Here is a 16,092-nt window from a genome sequence, read left to right as displayed (position 1 = left end):
CCATGGACATCCTCGTCTACGCTCTCTACATCGTCGCGTTCGCGATGTTCATCCTTGGATTGTCCGGGCTGACCGCCCCGAGATCTGCCGTGCGCGGCAACAAGATCGCTGCGGCCGGCATGGCCGTCGCGTTCGTCGCGACCCTGATCCACATCCGCGAGACCAGCAGCTGGCTGATCATCATCGCCGCGCTCGTCGTGGGCGTGATCATCGGCATCCCGCCCGCCCGCAAGGTGAAGATGACGGCGGTGCCGCAGCTCGTCGCCCTGTTCAACGGCGTCGGCGGCGGAACCGTCGCCCTCATCGCCTGGGGGGAGTTCATCGAAAGTGACGGCTTTACCGGCCTCCGCGTCGCCTCCGGCCCGGTCCTGCCGCTGGTCGTCGCGTCCCTCTTCGCGGCGATCATCGGCTCGCTGTCGTTCTGGGGCTCGATCGTGGCCTTCATGAAGCTGCAGCAGATTCTGCCCGGCCACCCCCTGTCGGTCGGCCGGCTGCAACAGCCACTCAACGCGATCCTGTTCCTCGGGTCGATCGTCGCGGCCGTCATCGTCGGTATTGGCTCGACCACCACCGGTGCCGCCCCGGTTTGGTTCGGGGCGATCCTGATCCTGGCGGGCATCCTCGGGGTCACGACCGTGCTGCCGATCGGCGGCGCCGACATGCCCGTCGTCATCTCACTGCTCAACGCGCTCACCGGCCTGTCGGCGGCGGCGGCCGGGCTCGCGCTGAACAACATCGCGATGATCGTCGCCGGCATGATCGTCGGGGCGTCGGGTACCATCCTCACCAACCTCATGGCCAAAGCCATGAACCGGTCGATTGTCTCGATCGTGGCCGGCGGGTTCGGTGGCGGCGGCAAGGGTGCTGCGGTGGCGAGCAGCGGCGACCAGATCGCAAAATCCACGTCCGCAGCGGATGCCGCCATCAAGCTCGCCTACGCCAACCAGGTCATCGTCGTGCCCGGGTACGGGCTCGCCGTCGCCCAGGCCCAGCACGCCGTGAAGGACATGGCCAAGGTGCTCGAAGCGCGCGGGATCGAGGTCAAATATGCGATCCACCCGGTAGCCGGGCGCATGCCCGGGCACATGAACGTGCTCCTCGCCGAGGCCGACGTCTCCTACGACGCGATGAAGGAGATGGACGACATCAACGGAGAGTTCTCCCGAACCGACGTCACCATCGTCATCGGCGCCAACGACGTCACCAACCCCGCCGCACGCACCGACCCCAACTCGCCCATCTTCGGCATGCCTGTGCTCAACGTGACCGAGTCACGGTCGGTGATCGTGCTCAAACGCTCGATGAGTTCGGGCTTCGCCGGTATCGAGAACCCGCTGTTCTTCGGCCCCAACACCACCATGCTCTTTGGCGACGCCAAGAAGTCCGTCGCCCAGGTGACCGAGGAACTCAAAGCGCTCTAGGCGGTTTCGCACGTATGACCGCGCCCATCTCCGTGCGCGCTGCGACCATTACCGTAGCGCCTGCCAAAATGGGGGCTGAGTGCCTCGATGACTTGTTCCCGCGAGTCGCTGCACGCACTTGCCAGCGAATAGTCAGTCGAGCAGCACGTGCGATCCGGCAAATCGACAACCGGTCACCGGCCCCGGATAGGCTGAACACATGACTGAGCTGGCGACTGCATCCGGAATCAACCAGAACGAACTCGACCCGGAGGTGCGCCCCCAAGACGACCTCTTTCGGCACGTGAACGGCAAGTGGATCGCCCGCAGCGAGATCCCCGCCGACAAAGCCCGCTGGGGCTCGTTCATGATGCTCGCTGAAGACGCCGAGAAGGCCGTGCGCGAGATCATCATCGAGGCGCAGACCGCGCCGGCCGGCAGCCTGGAACGCAAGTTCGGCGACCTCTACACGAGCTTCCTCGACGAAGAACGCATCGAAGCGCTCGGCGCCACACCCCTGCAAAAAGACCTCGAAGCGGTCGACGCGGTCACCACCATCTCCGAACTGCTCGCGACTCTCGGCCGCCTCGAGCGCGGTGGCGTCGCCGGCGCCTTCCACCTCTACGTCGACAACGACCCGGGTAACCCCGAACGCTACCTCGTCTTCATCGCGCAGGGCGGGATCGGACTGCCCGACGAGAGCTACTACCGCGAGGAAAAATTCGCCGAGATTCGCACCAAGTACCAGGAATTTCTCGAGCGGATGTTCACCCTCACCGGTTTCGCAGACGCCGCCCCCCGGGCAGCGCGGGTCTTCGACCTTGAAACCGAACTCGCCGTGCACCACTGGGACAAAGTCGCCACCCGCGACAGCGAGAAGACCTATAACCTGCGCACCTGGGGCCAGGTTTCGGCGCTCGCCGCCGGCGCCGACGTTGATCTCTGGCTGGAGGGCCTCGACGCCCCGGCCGGCGCCCTCGAAGAGGTCGTCGTGCGGGAGCCGAGCTACATCGCCGGACTCGCGGCGACCCTCACCGACGACCGCCTTGGAGCGTGGCAGGACTGGCTTCGGTGGCAGGTCATCCGCTCGAGTGCTGCATACCTGTCCAGCGAATTCGTCGAGGCGAACTTCGACTTCTACGGCCGCACCCTGAGCGGCACACCGCAGCTGCGCGACCGCTGGAAGCGCGGTGTCTCACTCGTCGAGGGCGCACTCGGCGAGGCCGTCGGCCGCATCTACGTGGAGCGCCACTTCAAACCGAGCGCCAAGGAGAGCATGGACGTGCTCGTGGCCAACCTCGTCGCGGCCTACGAGGACAGCATCAGCACCCTCGACTGGATGACCGAGGAAACACGCACCCGCGCCCTCGAGAAGCTCAGTAAATTCACGCCGAAGATCGGTTATCCGGTGAAGTGGCGCGACTATTCGGGCCTGCAGATCACCGCCAATGACGTTATTAGCAACGTCAAGGCCGCGGGCGAATTCGAATTTCAGCGCGAGCTCGGCAAGATCGGCAAGCCCCTCGACCGCGACGAATGGTTCATGACCCCGCAGACCATCAACGCGTACTACAACCCCGGATTCAACGAGATCGTCTTCCCGGCGGCCATTTTGCAGTTTCCGTTCTTCGACGACGAGCGCGACCCGGCCGCCAACTACGGCGCGATCGGAGCGGTCATCGGCCACGAAATCGGCCACGGCTTCGACGACCAGGGCTCCAAATACGACGGCGACGGCCGTCTCATCGACTGGTGGACCGCCGACGACAAGGCCGCGTTCGAGCTGCGCACGGCCGCGCTCATCGCGCAATTCGAGGGCCTCGAACCGCGGGCCATCCCGGGCCACATTGTAAACGGTGCACTCACGATCGGCGAGAACATCGGCGACCTCGGCGGGCTCTCCATCGCCTGGAAGGCCTACTTGCTCTCGCTGAACGGCCAAGCGAGCCCGGTCATCGACGGCCTCACCGGTGCCGAACGTTTCTTCCTCTCCTGGGCCCAGGCCTGGCAGATGAAGCTGCGCGACGCTGAGGCCATTCGCTTGTTGGCTATCGACCCGCACTCGCCGAACGAATTTCGTTGCAACCAGATCGTCAGCAACATTCCGGCGTTCTACGAGGCCTTCGACGTCACCGAAGCGGATGCCCTCTACCTCGCTCCCGGGAAGCGCGTCACCATCTGGTAACACGACTGGGTTAGTGTGGGCCTGAGTCGAACGAGCAGGGGATGGCGGGTGCATGGCCGCGCCGGGGAAGGAAGGGGCCGACAATGGACTTTCCGAATCACGGCGACGCGGGCGCGTCGGCGGATGCCGGTGGCCGCCGCGCCAGCCTGAATGCCGGGGATGCCGGTCATTCCCGCCATGCCGCTGCGCCCGGCGGCAAGCATCGTGGCACCGATGTTCCCGAGAACTTTGCCCGGGGTTTTATCTCCCTGGGCGAGCTCGCTCTCAACGGAGTGCAGGTCTCGGCGAGGGCGACCGACCTCTCGACCGGACGGGTGCTGTTTTCGGTCGACGACCACGTAGCGATGCCCACGGCGAGCGTGGGCAAGGTGCTGCTTCTGATCGAGGTCGCCGCTCGCCTGAACGATGCTGAATTCGGCCTGGCCACGATGCTCGAGCGCTCGGTGGCCGATGCCGTGGGCGATTCCGGCGTCTGGCAGCACCTGCAGGTGGCTCGGCTCGGCGTCGCCGACCTCGCCGCGCTGGTCGGGGCGACGAGCGACAATCTCGCGACCAACGTGCTCATCCGGGCCGTTGGGCTGCACGCGGTGCGCGCCCGCACCGAGCAGCTCGGTCTTAGTCGCACGGCGCTGCTCGACCTCGTGCGCGACCGGCGTGGCCCGGATGATGCACCACAACTGTCGGTGGGCAGCGCGAAGGAACTCACCTGGCTGTTCACGGCCTTGGCCCGCGGCGAAATCGTCGATGCCGAGACGAGCGCACGGGTGATCGGCTGGCTGTCGCTCAACACTGACCTGTCGCTCGTGGCGAGTGCGTTCGGGCTCGATCCGCTCGCGCACCGGGAGAGCGACCACGGGCTGCTCATGGTCAACAAGACGGGAACGACCGCGGGGGTGCGCAGCGAGGTGGGAATCCTCCGCGGTCCGCGCGCCGGTGTGACCTACGCCGTCTCGATGCTGTTCGACGACGGGCAGCTGATGACGCGGCTCGCGGTGCTCGACGGCATGCGCGCGGTTGGGGCCGATCTGCTGGAGTACGTGCACTGACACGGACGGGCTCCGTGCGTGGGCCCAGTTTATAAACTGGGCCCACGTTCATAGGTTGGGCCCGGAGACGGTGTGGCTGCGGGGCATCCGCTTTCGGGTCGTCCTTCTTTCGCCGAGTCGTGAGTTTCACGCCGCTGCAGGTGCAGCTGCCGAGCCGTGATTGTTGACCCCGCTTGAACGTTTTTCGGGCTGACATTCACGGGTCAGTGATCGAAACTCACGGGTCGGCACCCGGTCTCGCCGACAAATTGTGCCATCGTGGGGTTGTCGGGCATGGACGCCCGCCACCTATGCGAAGGAGCTATACCATGGCGGTCATCGGATGGATTGGGCTGGGCCACATGGGCGGCCCCATGACGGCGAACCTGGTGAAGGCCGGGCACAGCGTGCGCGGCTTCGACTTGAGCGCCCCGGCGCTCGACGCCGCGGTGGCCTCCGGCGTCACCCGAGCGACGAGCATTGCAGACACCGTCGCAGGCGCCGACGTGGTCTTCACCATGCTCCCCAAGGGTGATCACGCCCGTGCGGTGTACTTCGGTGACGAGGGCGTGCTAGCCCACGCCGCCACGTCGACCCTGCTGGTGGACTCCTCGACGATCGATATCGAGTCGGCCCAGGCGCTGCACGATGCGGCCGCTGCGGCGGGTTTTCGTTTCGTCGACGCCCCGGTCTCGGGCGGAATCACCGGCGCCGAAGCTGGCACCCTCACCTTCATGATTGGCGGTGAAGCGGATGCCGTTACCGACGCGACCGCCTACATCGAGCCGATGGCCGCGAATATCATCCCCACCGGCGGTGCCACAACCGGCCAGGCCGCGAAGATCTGCAACAACCTGATGCTGTTCATCAACCTGGCCGCGACCTCGGAGGGTGCGGTTTTGGCCGAGCGGCTGGGGCTGGACAAGCAGGTGTTCTGGGATATCGCATCCGTTTCGTCGGGCGACAGCTGGGCGCTGCGCACCTGGTATCCGATTGCGGGGGTGGTGCCGTCAGCGGCCGTGAACCGTGATTTCGCGCCGACCTTCACGGCCGAGCTCGCCAATAAGGACATCGGCCTGGCGGTCGCCGCTGCTGCCGCAACCGATACGCCGCTCGAGATTGGCACGCACGTGCAGCAACTGTTCCAGCGCCTGATCGACCAGGGCCAGGGGGGCAAGGACTGTTCCATGATCGTGAAGCTGGTCGACGGCACCCTGGCCTGAGCGGCCGCCGACCCGTGAGTTTCCAGCGTCGAGCCATGAGGTCTGGCCCGATTCAAACGCCACGACTTATAAGTCGTGCGCAAAAACTCACGGGTCGACGTGCAGGAGGTGGTCGTAAAAAGCTCCCGGGCAGCGCACGCTATGGAATCTCAGGTAGACAGTCTGACTCCGGGACACCGCGCATACCTCAGACGATCGCGAGCTCGGGCCCGGCGGCAGTCAGCTTGCGGGCCTGACGCGGGTCGACCCCGTCGTCGGTGATGATGAGATCGAATTCGTTGGCGTCGGCGACGCGGCAGAACGAGTTCTGGCCGATCTTGCTCGAGGTCAGCGCGAGCACGCGCCGCCGCAGCAAGCGGATGCGCCACCGCGCCTTTAGCACGGCCCTCACCATCTTCACGTGGATCGTCTGCGAGCGTCATGAGCACCGTCATCGTGCTGTTGCTGGCCATTCATGCGGCCTACGGCCTCTCGATTCGCCCGATCATCAAGTCGACCGACGCGCTGATCTGCTTCATCTTCGCCTGGAACGAATACTTCCTGGCCAGCCTGCTCACCTCGACCATGGCACGCACCACCCCGCCGTTCCTCGGCAGCTTCGTCGACGGACGCGGGCAGTTTCTCGCGGTACTCTCCGCAGCATCGAACCTTGCGGTCCTGCCCGTGGTGCTGGCCGGCTGGCTGGCGCAAAAACGCCTCGTCACCGGCCTGGCCATGGGCGCGATCAAGTAGCGATCGATAGACTCAGGGGAGTCAAATGAAACCGGAACCAGCAGGAACCAGCCGAAGTGCCGACGAGCGGCGTGCCAGCATCCTGGCCGCGCTCGCCGACGCCGGCCGGGTCGAAGTGAACGAGCTCGCCGAATCGCTCGCCGTGGCCGAGGAGTCCATCCGCCGCGACCTGCGCACCCTCGAAGACGGGGGCTCCTGCGTCGAGCGCACGGCGGAGCGATCAATTCGGCCGCCCTGCAGGTGGTCACGACGTCGATTCCGGTTGCTCTCGTGGCGAGCCGCAACGCCGAGCTCTCGGTCTACAACCTCGGCGGGACCGTCGACCCCGACGATGACTCGCAATCCGGCCAGTGGACCCGCGAATCGCTCGAACACATTCGCATCGACACGGCGTTCATCAGCGTCAGCGGGCTCACCAGCGACGGTCAGCTGTTGGCCACAAACCCGAAGGCCGCCCGTGTCAAGCGTGCCGCAATGGATGCCGCCACTACCGTCGTGCTCATCGCCAACCACGACCAGCTCGACGCCCACGGCCTCGTGAAGTTCGCGCAGCTCGACGAACTTGACCACCTCGTGGTCGATGCCGGAGTGAGCCACGCGGTGCTCACCCTGGCCGCCGAGGCCGGCGTGCCCGTTCTGTGTGCCGTTCCGCTCGAAACTGAGGTCGCACCGTGACCGCCGGCAGCTACCCGGTTGATGGCTTGCTCTTCGACTGCGACGGAGTGCTTGTCAACTCCGACGAAGCGGCGGCGATGGCCTGGAACGAGTGGGCCGTGGAGTACGCGCCCGGCTTCGACTTCGACCGTGACATCATCCATGGCCGACCGGCCAGGGAGACGATTGCCGAACTCGTGCCGGCGGCCGACGTTGACCGCGCCGACCACGCGCTCATGCTGAAAGAGGTCGAGACAGCCCCGCTCGTGCGCGCCCTGCCCGGTGCCCGCGATCTGCTGCAGGCGCTGCCGACCGGCCGTTTCACCATCGTAACGAGCGCCGTGGCCCTCGTAGCCCGCGCCCGCCTGCACGCTGCCGGGCTGCCGTGCCCGGTGGGCCTGGTCACCTTCGACGACGTCGGCAATGGCAAACCCGCCCCCGATCCGTACCGCCTCGGGGCAGACCGGCTGGGCATCGATCCGCGCCGCGGGGTGGTGTTCGAAGACGCCGACGCCGGCGTTCAGTCGGCCCAGGCCGCCCGGATCGGGCTCACCGTCGGCATCGGAGCGCGCGGGCTCGAGACCAAGGCGACCCTCGTTTTAGCCGACCTGACCGGTATCCGCTTTGATGGCACCCGATTGCATTTGGGCGATGCGGTGCAATTGCGCCGACCCCGACCAGACAGCACCGTAGGAATGAGGAACGCATGACCGACACCACGCCCCCCACGCTGGTCCAGCTGAGCAACGCGACGCTGCCGTCGTTGTCGCCCGCCGTGGAGGTTCCCCGCTACGACCGCGCCGGACTCACCGCCGGCATCGTGCACTTCGGCGTCGGCGGTTTTCACCGCGCGCACCAGGCCCTCATGATCGACGACCTGCTGCAGCAGGGCCTTGCCCGGGACTTCGCCATCTGCGGCGTCGGTGTGATGCCCTCCGACGCCCGCATGCGCGACGCGCTGCTCGAGCAGAACGGTCTCTACACCCTCGTCGTGAAGCACCCGGACGGCAGCCTCGACGCCCGCGTGATCGGGTCTATCATCGACTACCTGTTCGCCCCCGACGACGTGGAGGTCGTGATCGAACGCCTCGCGAGCCCCGAGGTGAGGATCGTCTCGCTCACCGTCACCGAGGGCGGCTACAACATTCACCCGGTCAGCGGTCAATTCGATCTCGGCAACCCGCAGGTCGCTGCTGACCTGCAAGCGGATGCTGCCCCCGCGACGGTCTTCGGCCTCGTCGTCGAGGCCCTGCGCCGCCGCCGCGACCGCAACATTGTGCCGTTCACCGTGATGTCCTGCGACAACCTGCAGGACAACGGTCGCGTCGCCCGGCGCGCGTTCGTGGCCTTCGCCACGGCGAAGGACGGCGACCTCGGCGCCTGGATCGACGCCTCTGTGAGCTTTCCGAACTCCATGGTCGACCGCATCACCCCGGTCACGACCGACGACGATCGAGCTCAGATCGCTGAGACGTTCGGGCTCGCCGACCGCTGGCCCGTCGTTTGCGAGCCGTTCTTGCAGTGGGTGCTCGAAGACTCCTTCACCGCCGGCCGCCCGCCCTACGAGAAGTCTGCCGCCCAACTCGTGAGTGACGTCGAACCCTACGAGCTCATGAAGCTGCGCCTGCTCAACGCGAGCCATCAGGGCCTGGCTTATTTTGCGCACCTGTGCGGCTATCGCCTCGTGCATGACGCCGTGGCTGACCCTCTCATCGCCGGTTTTCTGCGCGCCTACATGGACCGCGAGGGGTCGCCGACGCAAACCGGTGCCGGGAATCGACCTCGAGGACTACAAGACCCAGCTGATCGAGCGCTTCAGCAACCCGGGCGTGCGCGACACCGTGGCGCGATTGGCCGCCGAGTCGAGCGACCGCATTCCCAAGTGGTTGCTACCGGTGATCCGGGAGCAATCGGCGCGCGGCGGCGAGCTCGCCCTCTCGGCCGCGATCGTGGCGAGCTGGGCGCGTTACGCCGAGGGGACCGACGAGCAGGGCGAACCGATCGACGTCGTGGACCGCATCAAGGACACGGTCATGCAGAGCGCCGCCGGCTACCAGACCGACCCGCACGCGTTCCTGCGCGACCGCGACCTGTTTGGCGCCCTCATCGATGACGCCGCGTTCGTGGCAGCCTACGACCGCGCGCTCGACCTGCTGCACACCGTTGGAGCACGCCGCACCCTCGAGGTGCTCACCGAGTCGCTCGATTAAGCTGATCAAACGAACCGGGCTTTAAGGGAGATGACGTTGGCACTGAACCGTCGGGTGGTTGTCGGGGTCGATTCCTCGACCCAGAGTTGCAAAGTCGTGAGTGTCGACGCCGATACCGGCGAGCTGTTGCAGTTGCGCAGCGCGCCGCACCCCGACGGCACGAGCATCGACCCAAAGCGCTGGTGGGACGCCTTCGAGCAAGCCGGAGGGGGGTCATCCGCTGCGGGTGAAGGCAACGTGCTCGCCCTCGGCGTGAGCGCGCAGCAACACGGCATGGTCGCCCTCGACCGTGCTGGCATGCCGGTGCACGACGCCCTGCTCTGGAATGACGTGCGCAGCGCCCCGCAGGCCGCCGCGCTCACCGAAAAGTACGGTGCGTCGATGTGGGCCAGCGAGATCGGTATGGTGCCGGTCGCCTCGTTCACGATCACGAAGCTGGCCTGGCTGCACGAGAACCGCCCCGAACTCGCCGCGCGTGTGGAGCAGGTTTTGCTGCCGCACGACTGGCTTACCTGGAACATTCTCGGGCGGCCCGCCGAGGCCACGACCGACCGCAGCGACGCCTCCGGAACCGGGTATTTCTCGGTGCACAGCAGCGAGTACCGCCTCGACCTGCTCGAGGCCGCCCTTGGCCGGTCCGCTCGAGTGCCGCGCGTGCTCGGGCCGTCTGAGCGCGCCGGGGTTTCTCCCGGTGGTGTCATCGTGTCGGCCGGCGCCGGCGACAACGCCGCGGCCGCGCTCGGTCTTGGCGTCGCAGAGGGCGATGTGGTTGTCTCGATCGGCACGAGTGGCACCGTCTTTGCGAGCACCGCGGCCCGTATCGCGGATGCCTCCGGCTCGGTCGCCGGGTTCGCCGACGCTGCCGGTGGCCAGCTGCCCCTCCTCGCGACCATCAACGGTGCCCGCACCCTCGTGGCCACCGCCCACATGCTCGACGTCGATATCGAACGCTTCGGCGCCCTCGCCCTGTCGGCCCCGATCGACGCCGACGGGCTGCTGCTGCTGCCCTACCTCGACGGCGAACGTACCCCCAACCTGCCGGATGCCACCGGGTCCCTCACCGGCATGCGCCGGGCCAATATGCGCCCCGAAAACGTGGCGCAGGCATCCGTTTTGGGGCTGGTCTGCAGCCTCGCCGACGCGCTCGATTCGCTTCGTCGTCAGGGCGTGCCCGTGCGCCAGGTCATTCTGATCGGCGGTGGCTCACAGTCGCCCGCCGTGCAGAAAATTGCAGCGGATGTCTTCGGCGTGCCTGTCGTGCTGCCCGCCCCCGGCGAATATGTGGCCCTCGGTGCCGCCCGGCAGGCGGCTTGGGCGCTCGATGGCGACTTCCCGCAGTGGAAGCGTGAGATCGCGACCGAACTCGAGCCTTCTGCCGCCAGGGACTGGGCCGTCGACGTGCGGGCCCGGTACGCCGAGCAGCGCGGCCTCATCTACGGGGTCTGAGGGAGGGCGCGCTGCGCCGGGTCGCCGAGCAACGGCGCTAGCGGCAGCAATAAGCGGAACAGGCTTTGCTGCGGCAGGAACACCGCCACCAGGTAGAGCCCGTAGCTCGCCGAATACGCCACCACCTCCGGCCGAAGCGGAAGCAGCGCCCGCCGCGACAACCACCACCCGAATCCCGCCACGAGAACGAGCACCAGTACGATTCCGGCCACGCCGAGGTACTGTGTCGCCATCAGAAACCACGGGGTGAGCGGCACGAACGGGAGGACCCGGCCGACGAAGCCGGTCCACCACGACAGCTCCGTGGCCAGGTAGGCGTCGTGCACCCCGGTGACGGCGGCGGCCACGAGCGGCCAGGCCAGGCCAGGCCGCGGCAATCACAAGCCCGCCGGTCACGATCGACCAGCGGTCGCGCCACGGAAACCGCTCGCGCTCACGCCAGCGCAGCAACAGAATGATTGCGAGGGCCAGCGACAACGCGAGCACTCCCGGCCGGGTGAACGCGGCCACCACGGCGAACGGGATCATGAGCAGGTAGCGCCGCGACAGCAGAGCCCAGAGGCTGCCGAACATGCAGAACAGGAACAGGCTCTCGGCGTAGGCCACCTGCAGAATGAACGAGAGCGGTCCGAAACAGAACAGGGCGACCGCCCACAGCGCCGAGGTGCTACCTACGCGCGGGGCCAACAGCCGGTAGAGCGCAAGCGTCGCCAGGGCACCGAACAAGGTCGCCACGAGTACGCCCGCAACGTAGAATTCGAGGCCGGTCAGTGCCGTCACGCCGCGCACGAGCCACGGGAACACCGGCAGAAAGCCCCAGGCATTCGGCTCGACGTTGCCGATCGCGTCGGTGGGCAGTTCGGTCGGATACCCGTACAGCGCGATCGATCGGTAGAACGAACTATCCCACGAGCCGGAAAAGGTGAAGAAGCTTGGGTCGCTGCGGTAGCTCGCAAAGGCCCAGTCGTACCTGGTCGCGATGGCGAACAGGGCGGCCAACAGGGTCGTCGTCAGCAGCCGCGACGCCGCCCAGATGAGGAGCACCAGGCCCCACGGCGGCAGGCGACCGAGGCGAAAGCGGAGCGCACCCAGCCGCTCTGCCCCGCCCCCGTTCGTCATCGACCCAGACCAGCTGCCGCTAGCAACAGCGCCCCTGCGGGTTCTGGTCCTGGCGATCGGTCTGGTCGCGCCAGAATTCGCGCTCCGTCATGAGCGGATGCGCCGCGTGGGCGCCACTCGCAGCATCCGCTTCGTGGTGTGCCACGTACTTCTCGTAGGCGTCCTCGCCGAGTAGGCCTTTGAGGTACCAGGCCACGCCGCGGGCGCCCTTGCGCACGCCAGCCAAGAGGGTCACTAATGACCCTCGATTGTGATTTTCTTGTGCACCGGCAGGGCATCCCACTCGGCCTGCAGCACCTTTTCCGGCGGGGTCATGATGAACCCGGCCGGCGCGTAGATCTGCGATTGCACGGCTTCATCCTCGCTCGTGGCGCTGGATTGGTTGCGATATGCGCGCACGGTGGCCTGGATGGCCGTGAGGATCACGATGATGGCGAGCACGACGAAGACGATCGACAGCACACCCTGCACCATCGTGTTGCGCACCACGGCCTCCATGGCCAGAACGCTCGGCGCGGTGCCGAAACTCGTCTCGCCCGAAGAGAGTGCCTCGGAGAACGCGCGGTTCTGCGCGAAATAGCCGATGCCGGGGGTGGTCGAGAAAATCTTCAGGAACGACGCCGAGATCGTGACCACTGCGGCGAAACCGAGCGGCAGTGCCACCACCCAGAGATACTTGAACAGTCCACGCTTGGCGACGATGGCCATGCAGACAGCCAGGGCGATCGCCGCGAGCAGCTGGTTGGCGATACCGAACAGCGGAAACAGCGTGTTGATGCCGCCGAGCGGATCGGTCACTCCCATCAGCAGCACGGCACCCCACGCGGCGACCATGATGGCCGTGGCGGCCCAGGCGCCGGGGCGCCAGGAGGTGTTCTTGAACTTCGGGAAGAAGTTGCCGAGGCTGTCTTGCAGCATGAACCGGGCAACGCGCGTGCCGGCATCCACTGCGGTGAGGATGAACAGGGCCTCGAACATGATGGCGAAGTGGTACCAGAAGCTCATCATCGACGTGCCGCCGACGAGCTGCTGCATGATGTGCGAGAGCCCGACGGCGAGTGTGGGAGCGCCGCCGGTGCGGGAGACGATCGACTCTTCGCCAACGTTGGTTGCCATGTCGGTCAGCATGCTCGGGGTGAGGTTGACGCCGGTCAGGCCGAGGCTGTTCACGAACGCGACCGCGCCCTGCACGGTGCCGCCGGTGAGGGCGGGCGAGGCGTTCATGGCGAAGTAGATGCCACGGTCGATCGACAGCGCGGCGACGAGGGCCATGACGGCGACGAGCGACTCCATGAGCATGCCACCGTAGCCGATGAACCGGGTCTGGCGTTCCTTCTGAATGAGCTTGGGCGTGGTGCCAGAGGCGATGAGGGCGTGGAAGCCGCTGAGGGCGCCGCAGGCGATCGTGACGAACAGGAACGGAAACAGCGTTCCGGCCACGACGGGGCCGGTGCCGGTGGTGGCGAAGCCGCTGACCGCCGGCACGTTGATCTCGGGACGGATGATGACGATCGCCACGGCGAGCATGCCGATCGTGCCGATCTTCATGAAGGTCGACAGGTAGTCGCGCGGGGCGAGCAGCAGCCAGACCGGCAGAATCGCGGCGATGAAGCCGTAGATGATGATTCCCCAGGCGATGGTGACCTTGTCGAGCAGCAGGTAGGTCTGGCCCCAGTCGGTGCCGGCCACCATGCCGCCGCCGACGATGGCAGCGATGAGAAGCACGAAGCCGATGATGGAGATCTCGGTGATCTTGCCCGGGCGGAAGAAGCGCAGGTAGCAGCCCATGAACAGCGCGATCGGAATGGTCATTCCGACCGAGAACACCCCCCACGGGCTTTCGGCGAGGGCGTTGGTGACGACGAGGGCGAGAATGGCCACGATGATGACCATGATCACGAGGGTCGCGATGAGGGCAGCGGTACCGCCGATCACGCCGAGTTCGTCACGTGCCATCTGTCCGAGCGAACGGCCCCCGCGGCGCATGGAGAAGTGCAGGATCAGATAGTCCTGCACCGCGCCGGCGAGAACGACGCCGACGATGATCCAGATTGTGCCGGGCAGGTAACCCATCTGCGCGGCGAGGACCGGGCCGACGAGCGGGCCGGCGCCGGCGATGGCGGCGAAGTGGTGGCCGAACAACACGCGACGGTCGGTCGCGGCGAAGTCCTTGCCGTCCGCCTTGTACTCGGCCGGGGTGGCCCGACGGTCATCGGGGCGAACGATGTGCTTCTCGATGAACTTCGAGTAGAAGCGGTAGCCGATGAGGTACGTGCAGATCGCGGCGAAGACAAACCAGATGGCGTTCACGGTCTCACCGCGCACGACGGCGAGCATGACCCAGCTGAGGCCACCGAGCAGTGAAATGACCGACCAGATCGCAACCTTGAGCGGGGTCCACCGGCGATCATGGGCGTCAAGCTCCTCGGGATTCAACGCGACCGCGAGGTCGTGTGGAACCCGTTTCAGAACCGTCGGTTCTTCGGTCGTGCTGGACGCGGCGCCCATATCTCCTCCTTGAGCCAAAGGCAGATCCTGTGAATCTGCCTTCTTTACGTTACCTTGACGCGAGAATGGCTCAAACCCTGAGCGCGAAACGGGGCGCAGATCGAACGCGTAAAATGGGCAGCCGGGCACTCGCCCGCATTCTGCGCCTTCGACCATTGGAGCCACCGTGGCCGCACCCACTCATCTTGATTCCGTCATCGCCCTTGCCCGCCACCGCGGTTTTGTCTTCCAGGCCGGTGAGATCTACGGCGGTTCGCGTTCCGCCTGGGACTACGGCCCCCTCGGCGTCGAGCTCAAGGAGAATATCAAGAAGCAGTGGTGGCGTTCCATGGTCACGAGCCGCGACGACGTTGTCGGCCTCGACTCGAGCGTGATCCTGCCTCGCCAGGTCTGGGAGGCATCCGGTCACGTCGAGGTCTTCAGCGACCCGCTGATCGAGTGCACGAGCTGCCACAAGCGTTTTCGCGCCGATCACCTCGAAGAGCAATATGAGGAGAAGAAGGGCCGCCCGCCCGAGAACGGACTCGACGACATCGCCTGCCCCAACTGTGGCAACCGTCACATTTGGACCGAGCCGCGCGCCTTCTCCGGCCTGCTCAAGACCTACCTCGGCCCGGTCGATGACGAGGCCGGCATGCACTACCTGCGCCCCGAGACCGCGCAGGGCATCTTCGTGAACTTCGCCAACGTGCTGCAGGCGTCACGCTCCAAGCCGCCGTTCGGCATCGGCCAGATCGGCAAGAGCTTTCGCAATGAGATCACACCGGGCAATTTCATCTTTCGCACCCGCGAGTTCGAGCAGATGGAGATGGAATTCTTCGTCGAGCCCGGCACCGACGAGACCTGGCACCAGTACTGGATCGACACCCGCATGAAGTGGTACACCGACCTCGGCATCAACCCCGAAAACCTGCGCCTGTTCGAGCACCCGGCCGAAAAGCTCTCGCACTACTCCAAGCGCACCGTCGACATCGAGTACCGTTTCGGCTTCACCGGCACCGAGTTCGGCGAGCTCGAGGGCGTGGCGAACCGTGGTGACTTCGACCTGTCGACACACGCGAAGGCATCCGGTAAAGATCTCTCCTACTTCGACCAGACCAAGAACGAGCGCTGGACGCCCTGGGTGATCGAGCCCGCCGCCGGCCTGACCCGTTCGCTCATGGCCTTTTTGGTCGACGCATATGTCGAAGAAGAGGTTCCGAATGCCAAGGGCGGCGTCGACAAGCGCACCGTTCTCAAGCTCGATCCGCGCCTGTCGCCGGTGAAGGCCGCGATTCTGCCCCTGTCGCGCAACGAGAAGCTGTCGCCGATGGCGCGCGAGCTCGCCGCGACCCTGCGCCAGCTCTGGAACGTCGACTTCGACGACGCCGGAGCCATCGGGCGTCGCTACCGCCGCCAGGATGAAATCGGCACCCCGTTCTGCATTACGGTCGACTTCGACTCCCTCGACGACCAGGCCGTCACCGTGCGCGACCGTGACACGATGGCGCAGGAGCGTGTGCCACTCGCCGACCTCGAGGCCTACCTCGCGGTGCGCTTGCGCGGCGTCTAACGCCTCAAAAACGGATGCCAGGGCCTGGCGTCGTGCAG

The 16,092-nt window shown here is 66.3% G+C and carries 13 protein-coding genes and 2 pseudogenes; 12 read left to right on the top strand and 3 right to left on the bottom strand.

The window, feature by feature from the left end; all coding sequences use genetic code 11:
• The first annotated feature begins 2 nt into the window (after positions 1-2).
• From E3T47_RS11955 to mmsB, 4 genes are all read left to right on the top strand, one after another.
• Positions 3-1,421 (top strand): NAD(P)(+) transhydrogenase (Re/Si-specific) subunit beta, encoded by a 1,419-nt coding sequence (locus E3T47_RS11955; protein ID WP_134556293.1) that lies wholly within the window; start codon positions 3-5, stop codon positions 1,419-1,421.
• Positions 1,422-1,620: 199 nt separating this feature from the next.
• Positions 1,621-3,585, top strand: a complete 1,965-nt coding sequence (locus E3T47_RS11950; protein WP_134556292.1) for a M13 family metallopeptidase — start codon at positions 1,621-1,623, stop codon at positions 3,583-3,585.
• A gap of 83 nt (positions 3,586-3,668) precedes the next feature.
• Complete coding sequence (locus E3T47_RS11945) at positions 3,669-4,631, top strand: serine hydrolase (RefSeq protein ID WP_134556291.1); 963 nt, start codon at positions 3,669-3,671, stop codon at positions 4,629-4,631.
• Positions 4,632-4,939: 308 nt separating this feature from the next.
• Complete coding sequence (gene mmsB / locus E3T47_RS11940) at positions 4,940-5,833, top strand: 3-hydroxyisobutyrate dehydrogenase (protein WP_134556290.1); 894 nt, start codon at positions 4,940-4,942, stop codon at positions 5,831-5,833.
• Positions 5,834-6,020: 187 nt separating this feature from the next.
• Here mmsB and E3T47_RS11935 read toward each other — a convergent pair whose 3' ends face one another.
• Positions 6,021-6,233, bottom strand: coding sequence for a hypothetical protein (locus E3T47_RS11935; protein WP_134556289.1), 213 nt, complete (start codon positions 6,231-6,233; stop codon positions 6,021-6,023).
• 20 nt (positions 6,234-6,253) lie between these two features.
• On the opposite strand from E3T47_RS11935, the gene E3T47_RS11930 reads away from it, so the two are divergent.
• From E3T47_RS11930 to xylB, 7 genes and pseudogenes are all read left to right on the top strand, one after another.
• Positions 6,254-6,565 (top strand): ABC transporter permease family protein, encoded by a 312-nt coding sequence (locus E3T47_RS11930; protein ID WP_241982229.1) that lies wholly within the window; start codon positions 6,254-6,256, stop codon positions 6,563-6,565.
• 25 nt (positions 6,566-6,590) lie between these two features.
• A pseudogene (locus E3T47_RS16835) lies at positions 6,591-6,761 on the top strand (DeoR family transcriptional regulator); the annotation flags it as partial.
• Positions 6,698-7,240 carry a DeoR/GlpR family DNA-binding transcription regulator gene (locus E3T47_RS15955; RefSeq protein ID WP_422386497.1) on the top strand — a complete coding sequence of 181 codons (543 nt, stop codon included), beginning with the start codon at positions 6,698-6,700 and terminating at the stop codon, positions 7,238-7,240. The pseudogene E3T47_RS16835 and the gene E3T47_RS15955, both read left to right, overlap by 64 nt.
• On the top strand, positions 7,237-7,929 hold the full coding sequence (locus E3T47_RS11920; protein ID WP_134556287.1) for an HAD-IA family hydrolase: 693 nt from the start codon (positions 7,237-7,239) through the stop codon (positions 7,927-7,929). The genes E3T47_RS15955 and E3T47_RS11920 overlap by 4 nt, the downstream gene beginning before the upstream one ends.
• Positions 7,926-8,918: pseudogene (locus E3T47_RS11915) on the top strand (mannitol dehydrogenase family protein); the annotation flags it as partial. The gene E3T47_RS11920 and the pseudogene E3T47_RS11915, both read left to right, overlap by 4 nt.
• The gene (locus tag E3T47_RS16890) at positions 8,908-9,429 is read left to right on the top strand and encodes a mannitol dehydrogenase family protein (protein ID WP_479684278.1); all 522 of its coding nucleotides are present in this window, start codon (positions 8,908-8,910) and stop codon (positions 9,427-9,429) included. The pseudogene E3T47_RS11915 and the gene E3T47_RS16890, both read left to right, overlap by 11 nt.
• Positions 9,430-9,459: 30 nt before the next feature.
• Positions 9,460-10,875 (top strand): xylulokinase, encoded by a 1,416-nt coding sequence (gene xylB / locus E3T47_RS11910; RefSeq protein ID WP_134556286.1) that lies wholly within the window; start codon positions 9,460-9,462, stop codon positions 10,873-10,875.
• 1,138 nt (positions 10,876-12,013) lie between these two features.
• Here xylB and E3T47_RS11900 read toward each other — a convergent pair.
• Both E3T47_RS11900 and E3T47_RS11895 read right to left on the bottom strand, forming a co-directional pair.
• A complete protein-coding gene (locus tag E3T47_RS11900) occupies positions 12,014-12,220 on the bottom strand; it encodes a YbdD/YjiX family protein (protein ID WP_134556522.1) in 207 nt (68 codons plus the stop codon).
• A gap of 8 nt (positions 12,221-12,228) precedes the next feature.
• Positions 12,229-14,502, bottom strand: coding sequence for a carbon starvation CstA family protein (locus E3T47_RS11895; protein ID WP_134556285.1), 2,274 nt, complete (start codon positions 14,500-14,502; stop codon positions 12,229-12,231).
• 166 nt (positions 14,503-14,668) lie between these two features.
• Between E3T47_RS11895 and E3T47_RS11890 the strand changes: the two genes are divergently transcribed.
• Positions 14,669-16,054 carry a glycine--tRNA ligase gene (locus E3T47_RS11890; RefSeq protein WP_134556284.1) on the top strand — a complete coding sequence of 462 codons (1,386 nt, stop codon included), beginning with the start codon at positions 14,669-14,671 and terminating at the stop codon, positions 16,052-16,054.
• Positions 16,055-16,092 lie beyond the last annotated feature (38 nt).

It is taken from the genome of Cryobacterium ruanii, assembly GCF_004404055.1.
Taxonomy (GTDB): domain Bacteria; phylum Actinomycetota; class Actinomycetes; order Actinomycetales; family Microbacteriaceae; genus Cryobacterium; species Cryobacterium ruanii.
The sequence above is the reverse complement of the archived record's forward strand: the minus strand, read 5'-3'. Positions and strand labels throughout refer to the sequence as shown.

Coding starts and splice junctions, on each gene's coding strand:
- E3T47_RS11945 (WP_134556291.1), top strand. CDS start 3,669: ATGGACTTTCCGAATCACGGCGACGCGGGCGCGTCGGCGGATGCCGGT.
- mmsB (WP_134556290.1), top strand. CDS start 4,940: ATGGCGGTCATCGGATGGATTGGGCTGGGCCACATGGGCGGCCCCATG.
- E3T47_RS11950 (WP_134556292.1), top strand. CDS start 1,621: ATGACTGAGCTGGCGACTGCATCCGGAATCAACCAGAACGAACTCGAC.
- xylB (WP_134556286.1), top strand. CDS start 9,460: ATGACGTTGGCACTGAACCGTCGGGTGGTTGTCGGGGTCGATTCCTCG.
- E3T47_RS16890 (WP_479684278.1), top strand. CDS start 8,908: ATGACGCCGTGGCTGACCCTCTCATCGCCGGTTTTCTGCGCGCCTACA.
- E3T47_RS11930 (WP_241982229.1), top strand. CDS start 6,254: ATGAGCACCGTCATCGTGCTGTTGCTGGCCATTCATGCGGCCTACGGC.
- E3T47_RS11895 (WP_134556285.1), bottom strand. CDS start 14,502: ATGGGCGCCGCGTCCAGCACGACCGAAGAACCGACGGTTCTGAAACGG.
- E3T47_RS11955 (WP_134556293.1), top strand. CDS start 3: ATGGACATCCTCGTCTACGCTCTCTACATCGTCGCGTTCGCGATGTTC.